This window comes from Pseudomonas sp. GL_103 (assembly GCF_057835175.1).
This window is the reverse complement of record NZ_CM174420.1, coordinates 5,117,695-5,134,036: the sequence shown is the minus strand read 5'-3', so window position 1 is coordinate 5,134,036 and position 16,342 is coordinate 5,117,695. Positions and strand designations below refer to the sequence as shown.

The 16,342-nt window shown below is 59.8% G+C and carries 14 protein-coding genes; 6 read left to right on the top strand and 8 right to left on the bottom strand.

Translation table 11 applies throughout. The features are described from left to right. Positions 1-5 precede the first annotated feature (5 nt). A complete protein-coding gene (gene recJ / locus AC3IP0_RS23060) occupies positions 6-1,715 on the top strand; it encodes a single-stranded-DNA-specific exonuclease RecJ (RefSeq protein WP_046042001.1) in 1,710 nt (569 codons plus the stop codon). A 266-nt stretch (positions 1,716-1,981) separates the two neighbouring features. After that, positions 1,982-3,088 (top strand): NADH:flavin oxidoreductase/NADH oxidase, encoded by a 1,107-nt coding sequence (locus AC3IP0_RS23055; RefSeq protein ID WP_056726151.1) that lies wholly within the window; start codon positions 1,982-1,984, stop codon positions 3,086-3,088. A 67-nt stretch (positions 3,089-3,155) separates the two neighbouring features. On the opposite strand, the gene glpD is transcribed toward AC3IP0_RS23055, so the two are convergent. The 4 genes from glpD to AC3IP0_RS23035 all read right to left on the bottom strand — a co-directional run bounded on the left by glpD (position 3,156) and on the right by AC3IP0_RS23035 (position 8,225). Next, complete coding sequence (glpD, locus tag AC3IP0_RS23050; RefSeq protein ID WP_489317117.1) at positions 3,156-4,694, bottom strand: glycerol-3-phosphate dehydrogenase; 1,539 nt, start codon at positions 4,692-4,694, stop codon at positions 3,156-3,158. 248 nt (positions 4,695-4,942) lie between these two features. Next, positions 4,943-5,698: a DeoR/GlpR family transcriptional regulator gene (locus tag AC3IP0_RS23045; RefSeq protein WP_046042004.1), complete on the bottom strand. Its 756-nt coding sequence runs from the start codon at positions 5,696-5,698 to the stop codon at positions 4,943-4,945. A gap of 95 nt (positions 5,699-5,793) precedes the next feature. Then, complete coding sequence (glpK, locus tag AC3IP0_RS23040) at positions 5,794-7,299, bottom strand: glycerol kinase GlpK (protein WP_489317116.1); 1,506 nt, start codon at positions 7,297-7,299, stop codon at positions 5,794-5,796. Positions 7,300-7,373: 74 nt separating this feature from the next. Further along, complete coding sequence (locus tag AC3IP0_RS23035) at positions 7,374-8,225, bottom strand: MIP/aquaporin family protein (protein WP_489317115.1); 852 nt, start codon at positions 8,223-8,225, stop codon at positions 7,374-7,376. Between the two features lie 347 nt (positions 8,226-8,572). On the opposite strand from AC3IP0_RS23035, the gene ybaK reads away from it, so the two are divergent. Together ybaK and AC3IP0_RS23025 are read left to right on the top strand one after the other, a co-directional pair. Further along, positions 8,573-9,043, top strand: coding sequence for a Cys-tRNA(Pro) deacylase (gene ybaK, locus AC3IP0_RS23030; RefSeq protein ID WP_489317114.1), 471 nt, complete (start codon positions 8,573-8,575; stop codon positions 9,041-9,043). A 106-nt stretch (positions 9,044-9,149) separates the two neighbouring features. Further along, positions 9,150-9,932 carry a PhzF family phenazine biosynthesis protein gene (locus tag AC3IP0_RS23025; protein WP_489317113.1) on the top strand — a complete coding sequence of 261 codons (783 nt, stop codon included), beginning with the start codon at positions 9,150-9,152 and terminating at the stop codon, positions 9,930-9,932. A gap of 114 nt (positions 9,933-10,046) precedes the next feature. On the opposite strand, the gene AC3IP0_RS23020 is transcribed toward AC3IP0_RS23025, so the two are convergent. Continuing rightward, positions 10,047-11,156 (bottom strand): ABC transporter ATP-binding protein, encoded by a 1,110-nt coding sequence (locus AC3IP0_RS23020; protein WP_489325989.1) that lies wholly within the window; start codon positions 11,154-11,156, stop codon positions 10,047-10,049. After that, positions 11,153-12,073: an ornithine carbamoyltransferase gene (gene argF, locus AC3IP0_RS23015; RefSeq protein ID WP_489325987.1), complete on the bottom strand. Its 921-nt coding sequence runs from the start codon at positions 12,071-12,073 to the stop codon at positions 11,153-11,155. Before argF ends, AC3IP0_RS23020 begins: the two co-directional genes overlap by 4 nt. Before the next feature lie 574 nt (positions 12,074-12,647). On the opposite strand from argF, the gene AC3IP0_RS23010 reads away from it, so the two are divergent. Both AC3IP0_RS23010 and grxD read left to right on the top strand, forming a co-directional pair. Further along, positions 12,648-14,756: a molybdopterin oxidoreductase family protein gene (locus AC3IP0_RS23010; RefSeq protein WP_489325985.1), complete on the top strand. Its 2,109-nt coding sequence runs from the start codon at positions 12,648-12,650 to the stop codon at positions 14,754-14,756. A gap of 97 nt (positions 14,757-14,853) precedes the next feature. Further along, positions 14,854-15,195: a Grx4 family monothiol glutaredoxin gene (gene grxD, locus AC3IP0_RS23005; protein WP_046042012.1), complete on the top strand. Its 342-nt coding sequence runs from the start codon at positions 14,854-14,856 to the stop codon at positions 15,193-15,195. Positions 15,196-15,356: 161 nt separating this feature from the next. Here the strand turns inward: grxD and bfr are convergent, their stop codons facing one another. After that, positions 15,357-15,830 carry a bacterioferritin gene (bfr, locus tag AC3IP0_RS23000; protein ID WP_489317110.1) on the bottom strand — a complete coding sequence of 158 codons (474 nt, stop codon included), beginning with the start codon at positions 15,828-15,830 and terminating at the stop codon, positions 15,357-15,359. A gap of 198 nt (positions 15,831-16,028) precedes the next feature. Next, the gene (locus AC3IP0_RS22995; protein ID WP_008053520.1) at positions 16,029-16,247 is read right to left on the bottom strand and encodes a bacterioferritin-associated ferredoxin; all 219 of its coding nucleotides are present in this window, start codon (positions 16,245-16,247) and stop codon (positions 16,029-16,031) included. Positions 16,248-16,342: the final 95 nt, after the last annotated feature.

Genomic DNA, 16,342 nt, shown 5'->3' with positions numbered 1-16,342 from the left:
ACCCCATGCGCATCGAACCTCGCCTGCTGCCCGACACCCTGCCATTCCTCGGTGATATTCCGCCGCTATTGACTCGGCTGTACGCAGCTCGGGGCGTGCTGTCCGAGGCGGAACTGGACAAGAGCCTGGCGCGGTTGATTCCGTTCCAGCAACTCAAGGGCATCGATGCCGCTGTGGATCTGCTGGTGACTGCGCTCGAACAACGCCAGCGTATTCTGATCGTCGGCGACTTTGATGCCGACGGCGCGACGGCCAGCACCGTCGGCACGCTGGGCCTGCGTTTGCTGGGTGCGGCACATGTCGATTACCTGGTGCCTAACCGATTCGACTACGGCTACGGCCTGACACCGGAAATCGTCGCGGTGGCGCTCGAGCGTCAACCGCATTTGCTGATCACCGTCGACAACGGCATCTCCAGCGTCGAAGGCGTGGCAGCGGCGAAAAAGGCCGGGCTCAAGGTACTCGTCACCGACCACCACTTGCCCGGCGACGAGCTGCCGCTGGCCGATGCCATCGTCAATCCGAACCAGCCCGGTTGCGAGTTTCCGAGCAAGGCGCTGGCCGGCGTCGGGGTGATTTTCTATGTGCTGATGGCCCTGCGTGCGCGGTTGCGCGAGCTGGGCTGGTACACAAGCAAGCCGCAGCCGAATATCGGCGAACTGCTTGACCTGGTGGCTCTGGGCAGCGTGGCCGACGTGGTGCCGCTGGATGCCAACAACCGGATTCTGGTGCATCAGGGGCTGGAGCGGATTCGCGCCGGACGTGCCCGGCCGGGGATCAAGGCGATCCTCGAAGTCGCCAAGCGCGATCATGCACGCATCACCTCTACCGATCTGGGCTTCATCGTCGGCCCGCGCCTGAACGCCGCAGGGCGCCTGGATGACATGAGCCTGGGCATCGAATGCCTGCTGACCGAAGACGCAGGTCTGGCCCGGGAGATGGCGGCGCAACTGGATGGCATGAACCAGGATCGCAAATCCATCGAGCAAGGCATGCAGCGCGAAGCGCTGGCACAGCTCAAGGATCTGCCGGTGGAGTCGATGCCGTTCGGCTTGTGCCTGTTCGATCCCGAGTGGCATCAAGGCGTCATCGGTATCCTCGCGTCACGGATGAAAGAGCGCTATTTCCGCCCGACCATCGCCTTTGCCGATGCCGGGGATGGTTTGCTCAAGGGCTCGGGGCGTTCGGTCCAGGGCTTTCATATCCGCGACGCCTTGAGCGTGGTGGCGGCACAGCATCCGAATCTGATCACCAAGTACGGTGGGCACGCGATGGCGGCCGGCCTGACGCTGCCGGAAGCGAATTTCCCCTTGTTCGCCGAAGCCTTTGACGCTGAAGTGCGCCGGCAACTGCGCGAAGAAGACCTGACGGGCCGCCTGTTGTCGGACGGCACCCTGGCGGTGGAAGAGTTCCACCTGGAACTGGCCCGTGCCCTGCGGCATGCCGGCCCTTGGGGGCAGCACTTCCCGGAACCGTTGTTTCATGGGGTATTCCAGTTGGTCGAGCAGCGCGTCGTTGGCGAGCGGCACCTTAAAGTCGTGCTCAAAAGTGAATGTGGTTCGGTGAAGCTCGACGGCATTGCCTTCGGGATCGACCGCGACATCTGGCCGAATCCGACCATCAAGTGGGTGGAACTGGCCTACAAACTCGACCTCAACGAGTTTCGTGGCAACGAGACGGTCCAGCTGATGATTGCCCACATCGAACCGCGATAGTGCGTTAAAGATCAAAAGATCGCAGCCTTCGGCAGCTCCTACAAAGGCATGACGTACACCTGTAGGAGCTGCCGAAGGCTGCGATCTTTTCTTGAACCCTCCACTGATCTCCGATGTCGACTAGGCTCTAAGCACTGCTTGATTTTGGCCTTGTGACGTCTTGTCGAATTTTTTGCCCGCGGGGGCGGGTGTTGTACCTTTTTCCTGTCACTCGTCGACTATTCAAACAGAACCTGGAGCCTGCCCACTGATTCGAGAGGTGCCCCATGAGTCTGCTGCTTGAACCCTTTACCCTTCGCCAATTGACCCTGCCCAACCGCATCGCGGTATCGCCGATGTGCCAGTACTCCAGTGCCGATGGCCTGGCCAATGACTGGCACCTGGTCCACCTCGGCAGCCGCGCTGTCGGCGGGGCCGGGCTGGTGTTTACCGAAGCCACGGCGGTCACCGCCGACGGGCGTATCACGGCCGAGGACCTCGGTCTTTGGAATGACGAACAGATCGAACCCCTGCAACGCATCACCCGCTTTATCACCGCCCAGGGCGCCGTTGCCGGCATTCAGCTGGCTCATGCCGGGCGTAAGGCAAGCACCTACCGGCCGTGGCTCGGCAAGCATGGCAGCGTCAAGCCCGATGAAGGCGGCTGGGTGCCGGTCGGCCCTTCACCGATTGCATTCGACCCACAGCACACCCAACCCAGGCAACTCGATGACGGCGAGATCGCCAAGGTCATCCAGGCCTTTGTCGATGCGGCAAAGCGCTCACTGACGGCCGGTTTCAAGGTGGTCGAAGTACATGCGGCCCATGGTTACCTGCTGCATCAGTTCCTGTCACCGTTGAGCAATCAGCGTCGCGATCAATATGGCGGTTCGTTCGAAAATCGTATTCGGCTGGTGCTGCAGGTCACCGAGGCGGTGCGTGCGGTGTGGCCTGAAGAGTTGCCGGTGTTTGTCCGGGTCTCGGCCACCGACTGGGTGGAAGACGGCTGGAACCCCGATGAAACCGTGGAGCTGGCGCGCCGCCTCAAAGCCCTGGGGGTGGACCTGATCGACGTCTCGTCGGGCGGGACGGCAGTGAATGCGGAGATTCCCACAGGGCCGGGTTACCAGACCCGCTTCGCCGAGCGGGTGCGCAAGGAGTCGGGCATGGCCACCGGCACAGTCGGCATGATCACCGAGCCGGCCCAGGCCGAGCACATCCTGCGCACCTGTCAGGCGGACATCATCTTCCTGGCCCGTGAGTTGTTGCGCGATCCGTACTGGGCGCTGCACGCGGATGACGATCTGGGCGGGCACAAGGCCGTGTGGCCGGCGCAGTATCAGCGGGCGACTCACCGTGAGCAGCCGATTCATGAATCGGATTTGCGCGACTGAAATCCATCGATACGAAAAAGCCCCTGAATCGCGAGATTCAGGGGCTTTTGTTTATGCCGGTGACCGATCAGGCCGCTTCGATCTTGCTGCGGTTCTGTTCGACCTGGTTCAGGTAGCCCTTGAGCTTTTCCTGTTCGGCCGTCGTCGTGAACAAGCCGAGCTTGCTGCGACGCCAGAGGATGTCGTGGGCGCTGGTGGCCCATTCTTCGCTGCACAGATAGTCGACTTCGCGGGTGTAGAGACCGCCGCCGATGTGCTCACCCATATCGCTGAGGTCCTGTACGCCTTCGAGCATGCGCCAGGTGCGGCTGCCGTAGGTGGTGGCCCAGCGGCGCGCGATCTCGCTCGGTAGCCAGTCGAATTTGTCGCGGATACGCGAGCTCAAGGCCTGCGGGGTGGTCATGTCTTCACCCCCCGGCAGCGTGGCGCTGGCGGTCCAGCTTGGCTTGATGTGCTTGAAGTAGGGTGCCAGTTGCGCCAGCGCCGACTCGGCCAGTTTGCGATAGGTGGTGAGCTTGCCGCCGAACACCGACAGCAACGGAGCTTCTTCGCCAGTGCCAGACAGCGCCAGGGTGTAATCGCGGGTCACGGCCGACGGGTTGTCGGATTCGTCGTTGCACAGCGGACGCACACCGGAATAGCTGTGCAGGATGTCGTCGCGGCCGATTTGCTTTTTGAAATGGGCGTTGACCACGTTCAACAGGTAATCGGTTTCGCCGTCGGTAATTGCCACCTTCGCCGGATCGCCGGTGTACTCGCGGTCGGTGGTGCCGATCAGGGTGAAGTGATTCAGGTACGGAATGGTGAACACGATGCGCTGATCTTCGTTTTGCAGGATGTGCGCGTGTTCGCCTTCGTACAGTTTCGGCACGATCAGGTGGCTGCCCTGGATCAGGCGGATGCCGTATGGCGATTCCATCTTCAAGTCATCGCGAATGAACCTGGCGACCCATGGCCCGGCCGCATTCACCAATGCCTTGGCGCGAATCGAAAACAGGCTGCCATCGGCGCGTTCCAGGTGCAGGTGCCACAGGCCCTTGGCGCGGCGTGCGCTGACGCAGCGGGTCTGGGTGTGAACGTGGGCGCCTTTTTCCCGGGCGGCCATGGCGTTCAGCACCACCAGGCGCGCGTCGTCGACCCAGCAATCGGAGTATTCGAAGCCTTTGGTGATCTCGCTTTTGAGCGCGCTGTCGGGGCCGAACTTCAGGCTTTTCGAACCTTGCAGTTGTTCGCGCTTGCCCAGGTTGTCATAGAGGAACAGACCGGCGCGGATCATCCACGCCGGGCGCAGGTGCGGGCGGTGCGGCAACACGAAACGCATTTGCTTGACGATGTGCGGAGCCTTGGCCAACAGCACTTCACGTTCGGCCAGGGCTTCACGCACCAGGCGGAATTCGTAATGTTCGAGGTAGCGCAGGCCACCGTGAATCAGCTTGCTGCTGGCCGACGAGGTATGGCTGGCCAGGTCATCCTTTTCGCAAAGGAACACCGAGAGGCCGCGACCGGCGGCATCCGCTGCGATCCCCACGCCATTGATCCCGCCACCGATGACGGCGATATCGTAGACCTCGGCGAGAGGGGGCGTAGGCAAGGTGGAAGTGGGCATCGGCACGGCCTCGGAATTCTTTGATGTTCTGTATTTGAATTCGAACATTAATGTTCATTTGCGAAAATACTAGCCCATAAAGACGCGCGCAGCCAGTCAGCTTCGATTGAAAATACTCATCGAAGGGCCGTTAAAGGAAAATTTACGAACATAAAAGCAAAAGATCGCAGCCTTCGGCAGCTCCTACAGGTTTGAGTGCATCCGTAGGAGCTGCCGAAGGCTGCGATCTTTTAAGGCCGAGGGGGGGGTTAAACGACTTCCAGCCGAACCTTATGCTGGTTCAACAGCTGCGCCAGCGCCGGGGAGGGTTGCTGATCGGTGACCAGGCAATCGACCAGGCTGATCGGCCCCAGGCGAATCATGGCGTTGCGCCCGAACTTGCTGGAGTCGGCTGCGAGGATCACTTGCCGGGCATTGGCGATGATCGCCTGGGATACCCGCACTTCCTGATAGTCGAAGTCCAGCAGGCTGCCGTCTTCATCGATGCCGCTGATGCCGACCAGGGCGAAGTCGACCTTGAACTGGTTGATGAAATCGACACTGGCCTGACCCACCACGCCACCATCGCGCCGCACGTTGCCGCCGGTCAGCAGGACATCGAAATCGTCCTTGGCGCTGAGCATGGAGGCGACGTGCAGGTTGTTGGTGATGATCTTCAGGTGATTGTGATTGAGCAGTGCCCGGGCAATGGATTCGGTGGTCGTGCCGATGTTGATGAACAACGAGGCATGGTCGGGAATCTGCGCGGCAATGGCTTCGCCGATACGCTGTTTCTCATCGCGCATCTGATCGGCGCGCATGGCGTAGGCGGTGTTTTCAACGCTGGAGTCGTAAGCCGCGCCGCCGTGGTAGCGACGCAACAAATTGGCTTCCGCGAGCTGATTGATGTCGCGGCGAATGGTCTGCGGGGTAACTACGAACAGCGTGGCCATTTCCTCGATGCTGACATAGCCGCGTTCGCGGACCAGTTCGAGGATTTGCTGCTGACGGGGAGGCAGATTCATGGGGCGTCCTTTGGGCTGCCGTGCAAAATTTGCCCATGATGCCGCAGGAATCCGCTCCCTACCAGTTACATACAGATACGAGCCTGCGTCTTGGCTTATTCGGCCTCGTCTTCAGCCGCCCAATCGCGGGTGCGGCTGACCGCTTTTTTCCACCCTGCGTAGAGTTTTTCCTTCGCCGTTTCATCCAGCGTCGGCTCGAACTTGCGCTCGATCACTGCCTTGCCGCGCAATTCGTCCAGGCTGCCCCAGAAGCCACAGGCCAGGCCTGCCAGGTAAGCCGCACCCAGTGCCGTGGTTTCGCGCATTTGCGGACGCTCGACCTGTGTGCCGAGGATGTCGGCCTGGAACTGCATGAGGAAATTGTTCGCCACTGCACCGCCGTCCACGCGCAGGGCCTTGAGGCGTTCGCCGGAGTCCTGCTGCATGGCGTCGAGCACGTCGCGGGTCTGGTAGGCAATCGACTCCAGCGCGGCACGAATGATGTGATCCACGCGTACGCCGCGGGTCAGGCCGAACAGTGCGCCACGGGCGTACGGGTCCCAGTAGGGAGCGCCAAGACCGGTGAAGGCTGGCACCAGATACACGCCGTTGCTGTCCTTGACCTTGTTGGCGAAGTATTCGGTGTCGTGGGCGTCGTTGATGATCTTCAGTTCGTCACGCAGCCACTGCACGGTAGAACCGCCGTTGAACACCGCGCCTTCCAGCGCGTAGGCCACTTCGCCACGTGGGCCGCAAGCGATGGTGGTGAGCATGCCGTGTTGGGATTTCACCGCTTTGTCGCCGGTGTTCATCAACAGGAAGCAGCCAGTGCCGTAGGTGTTTTTCGCTTGGCCTGGCTCGACGCACATCTGGCCGAACAGGGCGGCTTGCTGGTCACCGGCTATGCCGCCGATGGCGATGCCGCTTTTGGTACGGCCATAAATTTCCGAGGACGATTTAACTTCCGGCAGCATTTCGCGCGGAATATCCAGCACCTCCAGCATCTTCGCGTCCCACTCCAGGGTGTGGATGTTGAAGAGCATGGTGCGCGAAGCGTTGGTGTAGTCGGTGACATGCACCTTGCCGCCGGTAAATTTCCAGATCAGCCAGCTGTCGACGGTGCCGAACAACAGTTCGCCGTTGCGCGCGCGCTCGCGGCTGCCTTCGACGTTGTCGAGGATCCACTTGAGCTTGGTGCCGGAGAAATACGGATCGGTGACCAGGCCGGTGGTGTCGCTGATGTATTGCTCGTGGCCATCGCGCTTGAGCTGCTGGCAGATCTCGGTGCTGCGTCGGCACTGCCAGACGATGGCGTTGTAGATCGGGCGCCCGGTGTTCTTGTCCCAGACCACGGTGGTTTCGCGCTGGTTGGTGATGCCGATGGCTGCCACTTGGTCGTGGTGCAGGCCGGCTTGTGCCAGGGCCTCGACCATCACGGCGCTTTGGGTGGCGAAGATTTCCATCGGGTCGTGTTCGACCCAGCCGGCTTGCGGGTAGTGCTGTGCGAACTCCCGTTGGGCGGTGCAGACCACATTCGCGTCGCGGTCGAAAATGATCGCGCGGGAGCTGGTCGTACCCTGATCGAGGGCAATGATGTAGTTCTTATTCTGTGTGTCGGTCATGTCGATTGCCTTGGACGAAATAAGGGAGTGAGGTCTGGCGCGCGATCAAAGGGCAGGGGCACGCGCCAACGGTATCAAGAAGTTCTGGGTTTGCCGTCAATGGCAGCTGTTGCATCCTTTGTAGCAGGTACGGCGCTGGGCAGATGGCGGGCAATCAACCCGCGATAGGCTGCAGCACCGAGGCAGGCACCGACAATCGGTGCAAAAACAGGAATCAGGAAATACGGAATATCGCGTCCGCCGGTGAGGGAAATTTCACCCCAGCCAGCGAAGAAAGTCATCAGTTTAGGGCCGAAGTCCCGCGCAGGGTTCATGGCAAAACCGGTCAGCGGTCCCATCGAACTGCCGATCACCGCAATCAGCAGGCCGATCAGCAGCGGTGCCAGCGGGCCTTTGGGCAGGCCATTATTGTCATCGGTCAGGGACATGATCACGCCCATCAGGATGGCCGTGATGATCACCTCGACCAGAAATGCCTGGGCGGTGGTCAGCACAGGATTCGGGAAGGTGGAGAACACGGAGGCCAACTCAAGGCTGGCTTGAGTGCCGCGAACCATATGGTGCGTTTGTTCGAATTCGAAAAATAGATTGCTGTAGAGGGTGTAGACCAACAGCGCTCCACAGAAGGCGCCCGCCACCTGGGCGAGTATGTAGAAAGGCAATTTACGCTTTTCGAAGTCCGCGAAAATGCTCAGGGCAATGCTGACGGCAGGGTTCAGATGAGCCCCGGAAATCCCGGCGGTAAGGTAGATCGCCATGCTGACGCCGACGCCCCAGATAATGCTGATTTCCCACAAGCCAAAACTGGCACCCGCGACCTTGAGCGCGGCAACGCAACCTGTACCAAAAAAGATCAGCAGCGCCGTACCCAGGAACTCGGCCATGCATTGGCTCGAGAGCGACGGTTGTTGTAAAGCAGTTGTCATTGAAACCTCATTTTTTTGTTGTCTGGCGCTTTTTTCCATCATGGTCGGAGCGCATTTTTCGCCGAGGCAGGATCCCCATCCTGGTCGCGGTTTACTGCTGGGTGCAGCGGTAGGACGTTTCGTACAGTTTCAGAAACGAAAAAATATAGACAAGAAACGCTGATGTCAAAGGTCGAAAGTGAACCATCGGTCACAAAAAAACTATTCGTTGCATGAATGAATGAGTCATTGCGCAATGGGATGGCCAGGCAATGGCGTCATGGATGCGCCGCCGTAGAGCCTTTTAATGATCAATGTCCTAGAATCGGGCGCAGTATTTTTCTTCTGCCGCCCAGTCTGGAGCTGTCATGACCCCCGCATTGGATTTGTTGAAAAAGGTTCGGGCCGAACATCGCGTACACAGTTACGAACATGACCCCAAGGCCGCCTCCTACGGGCTGGAAGCGGCGGAAAAACTCGGGCTCGATCCGGCGCAGGTGTTCAAGACCTTGCTGGCGGCCAGCGAAAAAGGAGAGTTGCTGGTGGCCGTGGTGCCGGTTGTCGGCAGCCTGGACTTGAAAGGGCTGGCCCACGCCGCGGGCGTGAAAAAGGTCGAAATGGCCGACCCGGCGGCAGCGCAGCGCTCCACTGGCTATTTATTGGGCGGGATCAGTCCGCTGGGGCAGAAAAAGCGTTTGCGTACCTTCATTGATAATTCGGCCCAGCCCTTCGCCAGCATTTTTGTCAGTGCGGGCCGACGAGGGCTGGAAGTTGAGCTGGCACCGGCAGTGCTGGCCGAACACACCCAGGCGAAGTTTGCCGATATCGGCCGTGAGTGAGCCTCGAAGCAAGTGCAGCGCTGTATGGTGAAAATCAGCCGGCTCTGTCACTGGTGCCGGCTGGGCCAGCGCGGCATGCTCGGCAGTCTGACAAAGGGAGAAGGTTATGCAGCTTGAGTTTCATCAGGTCGACGCGTTCAGCAATCAGCCATTCAGCGGCAATCCGGCGATGGTCTATCGGCTCGATACATGGCTCGCCGATGAGTTGATGCAAAAGATTGCCGCCGAACACAACCTCGCCGAAACGGCGTTTGTCGTGCGTGAAGGGCAGGGCTGGCACATCCGCTGGTTTACGCCGACCACCGAGGTGCCATTGTGCGGTCACGCGACGCTGGCTAGCGCCTATGTGCTGTTTGAAATCTATAAGGAGCCCGTCGAGCGACTGGACTTTAACTGTAAATCCGGCCCGTTGAGCGTTACCCGTGAAGGTGGGCGACTGTGGCTGGATTTCCCGTCGATCACTGCGTCGCCGGTGAACGTGATCTCGGACATCGAGCGTGCACTGGGCGTGAAGGCTGTCGAGGTACTGGCTTCGAATGAGCTGTTCGTGGTGCTGGAGTCGGAGCAAGCGGTGCTCGACTGCAAGCCGGACATGGTGGCCCTGGCGAAACTGCCATGGTTGGGCGCCATCGTGACGGCGCGGGGCGAGCAGCACGATTTCGTTTCCCGCTACTTCGCCCCGGCAATCGGCATCAATGAAGACCCGGTGACCGGATCGACCCATTGCCTTCTGATTCCATACTGGTCAAAGCGTTTGGGTAAATCGAGCCTGACGGCTTTTCAGCGTTCGGCACGGGGCGGGGAGTTGTTCTGCCGCCTGGAAGGCGATCGGGTGAAGATCGGCGGCAATGCGACACTCGTAGCAAGCGGAACGCTGATGTTGAGCTAGCGCAAATCCAATGTGTGAGCGAGCTTGCTCGCGATAGCGGTATTACATTCAACAAGGTTGTTGACTGATCCGACGCCATCGCGAGCAAGCTCGCTCCCACAGGGATTGTGTTGTTCAGTTAGCGGGGCTGTAACGCCGGACACCGGATTCAGCCACCGGAATCTGCGCCGCCGTGCTGCCGGACGCCTGGAACAGCACCAGGTGTTCAGCCGCGACACGAATCCCCACATCCGCCCCAACCTGACGGTCGACATGGCTCGGGAAGATCGATTCCAGCTGTGCGCCTGTCGGCAGTTGCAAGCGATACAGGGTCGATGCGCCGAGGAACGTCTTGCCGGCAATTCGCGCCTTCAGTGCGCTTTCCGGCGCATAGACGATATCGTCCGGGCGCAGCAGCACGTCCACGGCGCCGCCTACCGGCCAGGTGTAAGCCCGATTGCCGCGCAACTCACCCAGCTCGGTTTGCACCGATTCGGGGCTGCTCATCTGACCGCGAATGAAATAGCCCTGGCCGATGAAACTCGCGACGAAGGGTGTCAGCGGTTCGTGATACAGGTTGTAGGGCGTATCCCACTGTTCCAGGCGACCTTCCTTGAACACGCCAACGTGGTCGCTGACCGCGAAGGCTTCTTCCTGGTCGTGAGTCACCAGAATCGCGCTGGTGCCACGGGCCTTGAGGATGTCGCGTACTTCATGGCTGAGCTTGCGGCGCAATTCGCCATCAAGGTTGGAGAAGGGTTCGTCGAGCAACAGCAGTTGCGGCTCCGGCGCCAGGGCACGGGCCAGGGCGACACGTTGCTGCTGACCACCGGAAAGCTCGTGGGGGAAGCGCTTGCCGAGGTTCTTCAGATTGACCAGTTCCAGCAGCTCTTCGGTCACGCGATCCTTTTGCGGATGCTTGCGTATGCCGAAGGCGATGTTGTCGGCCACGCTCAAATGCGGAAACAGCGCGTAGTCCTGGAACACCATGCCGATACGACGCTTCTCCGGAGCGAGGGTGAAGCCGGCGCTGGAGATGGTCTCGCCAGCCAGCTGGATTTCGCCTTCGTGAACCGGTTCGAAACCGGCAATCGCCCGCAGGGTGGTGGTCTTGCCGCAGCCCGAAGAGCCCAGCAGGCAACCGATGTCGCCTGCGTTGAGGTGCAGGTTGAGGTTCTGCACCACGCGCTGGTCTTGATAGCCGCAGGCGAGGTTGCGCAGGTTAAGCAGTAATGGCTGGCTCATGCGTGGTGGTACGAAGGCGGAACGAGGAATTCGAGCAAGGCCTTTTGCGCATGCAGACGGTTTTCGGCTTGATCCCAGGCCACAGAGCGCGGGTCGTCGAGCAGGTCGACGCTGATTTCCTCGCCACGGTGCGCCGGCAGGCAGTGCATGAACAGCACGTCTTCAGCGGCCAGGTCGAGCAGGGCGCGGTTGACCTGGTACGGTGCGAACAGTTGCAGACGCTTGGCGGTTTCCTCTTCCTGGCCCATGGAGGTCCAGACGTCGGTGCTCACCAAGTGTGCACCACGCACGGCTTCCTTCGGATCGCGAACGATGGTGACCCGATCGCCGGCCTTGGCCAGGAACACCGGGTTGGGTTCGTAGCCTTCCGGGCAGGCAACACGCAACTGGAAGTCGAACTGGATCGCCGCTTCTATATAGCTGTTGCACATGTTGTTGCCGTCGCCGATCCAGGCCACGGTCTTGCCCTGGATGGAGCCGCGGTGTTCGAGGAAGGTCTGCATGTCGGCCAGCAACTGGCACGGGTGCAGGTCATCGGACAGGCCGTTGATCACCGGTACGCGGGAGTTGGCGGCGAATTCGGTCAGGTTGCTGTGGGCAAAGGTACGGATCATCACCGCGTCGAGCATGCTCGACATGACGATGGCGCAGTCGCCGATCGGCTCGCCACGGCCCAGTTGGGTGTCACGGGGCGACAGGAAGATCGCCTGGCCGCCGAGCTGGATCATGCCGGCCTCGAAGGAGATCCGGGTACGGGTCGAGGATTTCTCGAAAATCATCCCCAGGACGCGGTTTTTCAGAGGCTCGAACAGTACGCCGCGGTTACGCAGGTCCTTGAGCTCAACGCCTCGACGGATCACGCTGACCAGCTCTTCGGGCGTGCAATCCATCAGGGAGAGAAAGTGCCTTGCGCTCATCATTGACTACCTTTTGCTACAAACCGCAGATACTCAAAGCCTTGTTTAACGGAACAACGGGCGAGACCTGCGGCGTAAGCCGCACGGGGCGACGAAATAGGGGAAGGCGCGATCTTATAATTAAATGTCGCGTCTTACCAATAGGGCTACAGTTTTTAGGGAGTTTCAGAGGTGCTACGGGTTCACCGAGGTAGCGCTTTTGAAGCCTGTTTCCTGATAGCAGCGGTTCATTTGTACACCGGCCCCTCGGGGCTTGGCAATCAGGCGGGGCGGCAATGGTGCGCTGACAGTCGGTTTCTGACCTGTCATTCATCAGTGCCGGGCTCGACGAACACTGGCGCCTGATCGGCGAACTGACCGGCGTGCATGGCCCCCACGGGCCGATTGAAGCCCTTCAGGAAATCCAGTTGCAGGCACCGCCCAGGCTGCCTTCGAGCTGAACTCGGGCGGCCATCGGCTGGCCTGATAACGCTCGATTCACAAGACGAACGTCGCTGGCGTGGCGGCGGCTCTGGCGCCATAGTTTTGTTTCCGCGGCCAACGTTGCCCGCCCAAAACAAGACAGAGACTGGCCATGACCAAGACTCTCCATCACCGTGCGTGCCATTTGTGCGAAGCCATCTGTGGCCTGACCATCGAAACCACCAGGGTCGAAGGCGGTAACGTCCAGATCACTTCGATCAAGGGCGACCCCCAGGATACGTTCAGCCGTGGGCACATCTGCCCCAAGGCCGTGGCCTTGCAAGACATTCAGAACGATCCGGATCGCCTGCATCAGCCGATGCAGCGGGTGGGCAATGAATGGCAACCCATCGAGTGGGAAGCGGCATTCAATCTGGTTGCCGAACGCCTCGCCGCCATACAGGAGCGTCACGGGCAAAACGCCGTGGCGGTCTATCAGGGCAACCCGAGCGTGCACAATTACGGGCTGATGACCCACAGCAACTACTTCCTCGGCCTGTTGAAAACCCGCAACCGGTTTTCCGCCACCTCGGTCGATCAATTGCCCCATCACCTGACCAGTCATTTGATGTACGGCCACGGTCTGTTATTGCCGATCCCGGACATCGATCACACCGATTTCATGCTGATCCTGGGCGGCAACCCGCTGGCGTCGAACGGCAGCATCATGACCGTGCCGGATGTGGAAAAACGCTTGAAGGCGATACAGGCCCGGGGCGGCAAGGTGGTGGTGGTCGATCCGCGCCGTAGTGAGACGGCGGCGATTGCCGACCAGCATCTGTTCGTGCGCCCGGGTGGGGATGCAGCGCTGTTGTTCGGCCTGCTCAATACCTTGTTCGCTGAAGGTCTGACCCGCGACAGCCATTTGCCGGTAGACGGACTGGAGGACGTACGGAAGGCCGTCGCGCCGTTCACTGCCGAGACCATGAGCCCGTTGTGCGCCGTACCGGCCGAACAGATCCGCCAGTTGGCGCGGGACTTCGCCGCGGCGCCGAGTGCAGTCTGCTATGGCCGCATGGGCGTCTCGACCCAGGCCTTTGGTACGCTGTGCCATTGGGTGGTGCAGTTGATCAACCTGGTCACCGGCAATCTCGATCGCGTGGGCGGTGCCTTGTGCACCGAGCCAGCAGTGGATCTGGTGGCAACGACTTCGGGCGGGCATTTCAACCTGTGGCAGAGCCGGGTTTCCGGGCGCCCGGAGTACGCCGGAGAGTTTCCGGTGTCGGCGCTGGCCGAGGAGATGCTCACCGAAGGGGAAGGGCAAGTCCGCGCGCTGATCACCGTGGCGGGCAATCCGGTGCTGTCTACGCCCAATGGCCGAAAGCTCGAACAGGCGCTGGACGGGCTGGAGTTCATGGTCAGCATCGACCTGTACATCAATGAAACCACGCGTTACGCCGACTTGATCCTGCCGTCTACATCGGCGCTGGAAAACGACCATTACGACACCACGTTCAACCTGTTTGCGGTGCGCAACGTCAGCCGCTTCAACCGCGCGATCCTCGCAAAACCCCAAGGTGCATTGCATGACTGGGAGATTTTCGTCGGCCTGGCCAAGGCATTTGCCGCCAGGACCGGTAAAGAGTTGAAGCCCACCATCGCTCCGGCGCAAATGATCGATCGCGGCCTGCGCATGGGAATGTACGGCGACAATTCAGAGCACAAGCTGTCGCTGGCGACTTTGTTCGATCATCCCCATGGCGTCGATCTGGGCGCGCTCAAGCCTAACCTGACGCCACGCCTGAAGACTGCCAATCAACGCATCCAGGCCGCACCGGCCGCGATTCTCGCTGACCTGGCGCGCTTCGCAGCCTTGCAGGCGCCGGCCGCCGACGAGTTGTTGATGATTGGCCGCCGGCATGTACGCAGCAACAACTCATGGATGCATAACTATCATCGGCTGGTGAAAGGCAAGCCACGTCACCAGTTGCTGATGCATCCGGACGACCTGGCCAGTCGCGGGCTCAGCGACGGACAGCGCGTCCGGGTCAGCTCGCGGGTGGGTGTGATCGAAGTCGAAGTGCTTGGCAGTCTGGACATGATGAAAGGCGTGGTCAGCCTGCCTCACGGTTGGGGCCACGCGCGGCCGGGCGTACAAATGTCGATTGCCAGCAGCCAGCCGGGCTCCAGCGCCAACGACCTGACCGACGAACGCCAGATTGACGAACTGTCGGGAAATGCCGCGCTCAATGGCGTGCCGGTGACCGTGGCGGCGGCTTGAATCAGTCAGACGGAGAGACCGAGCAGGGTGCTCGGCTTTCCGTTACAATGCGCCACCGTGCCGACCCATGAGTCGGAAAGTTCAGCCGAGGTGCTCCATGGATATCATCGAAACGATTAAAGAGCAGATTGCCAACAACACCATTCTGCTTTACATGAAAGGCTCGCCGAATGCCCCGCAGTGCGGCTTCTCCGCGAAAGCCGCGCAGGCCGTGATGGCGTGTGGCGAAAAGTTTGCGTACGTGGACATCCTGCAGAACCCGGAAATCCGCGCCAACCTGCCAAAATACGCCAACTGGCCAACCTTCCCACAACTGTGGGTCGGCGGTGAGCTGGTCGGCGGCAGCGACATCATGACTGAAATGGCTGCTGACGGTTCGCTGCAGAGCCTGATCAAGGACGCCGCCGCCAAGGCTGCTGCTCCAAAGACCGAAGCCTGATTCGCTTGGCTCCCCTGTAGGAGCTGCCGCAGGCTGCGATCTTTTGATCTTCAGCAATAAAAAGCCCCGCTACTCGAAAGAGTGCGGGGCTTTTTTTTGTGTCTGGATAGTTACTGCATAGTTGCCGCTGCAATCGCCAGGATCGCAGCCTGCGGCAGCTCCTACTCTTCGCCCATCTGCGATTGCAGGTAGTTCTCCATACCGATCTTGTCGATCAGGCCCAATTGGGTTTCCAGCCAGTCGATATGTTCTTCTTCGGACTCGAGGATATCTTCGAGCAGCTCACGGCTACCGAAGTCGCCAACTGTTTCGCAATGCGCGATAGCCACTTTCAGATCGGCATGGCCGGTTTTCTCGATACGCAGATCGCACTCCAGCATTTCCTTGGTGTGCTCGCCGATGTGCAGCTTGCCCAGGTCCTGGACGTTCGGCAGGCCTTCAAGGAACAGGATGCGCTTGATCAGCTTGTCCGCGTGCTTCATCTCATCGATGGATTCGTGGTACTCGTGCTTGCCGAGCTTGTTCAGGCCCCAATCTTCATACATGCGCGCATGCAGGAAATATTGATTGATCGCGACCAGCTCATTGGCGAGGATCTTGTTGAGATGCTGGATGACTGTAACGTCGCCTTTCATGATGGGGTCCTGCCCTGTATTAGCTGTCAATAGAGCAGAGTTTGAGCCGCGTATTTAATAGTGTCAAACCTAAGTTATTGAAACTTAAATGAAAATTAATCGGAATAAGAATGTTTGTGTTCCGCGTCTAGAGCATAACTAGTTGATTTTGAGGCATAAAAAAACCGGACATATGTCCGGTTCTTTGAAATTCGATATTTAAGCGGCTGTAAATTCTGCTGGAAAAGGAATTGCAGCCTGGGCTGTTTGCAGTTTGGTCAGCGTCTCGCGGACCACTTCCTTGGCGAGGCAGGCACATTTGCCGCACTGGCTGGCAACGCCGGTAGCCACACGGACTTCCTTGTAGCTGCAGCATCCTTCATAGATCGCATCGCGGATTTGACCGTCGGTGACGCCAGTGCAGAGGCAAACATACATAAGGAAGGACCGTCGCTGGTTTTGACTCAATTGCGATGGATCTTAATGTTAACGAGAATGATTGTCAAAGTGGTTTCAGAGCACTTTTCGTCATA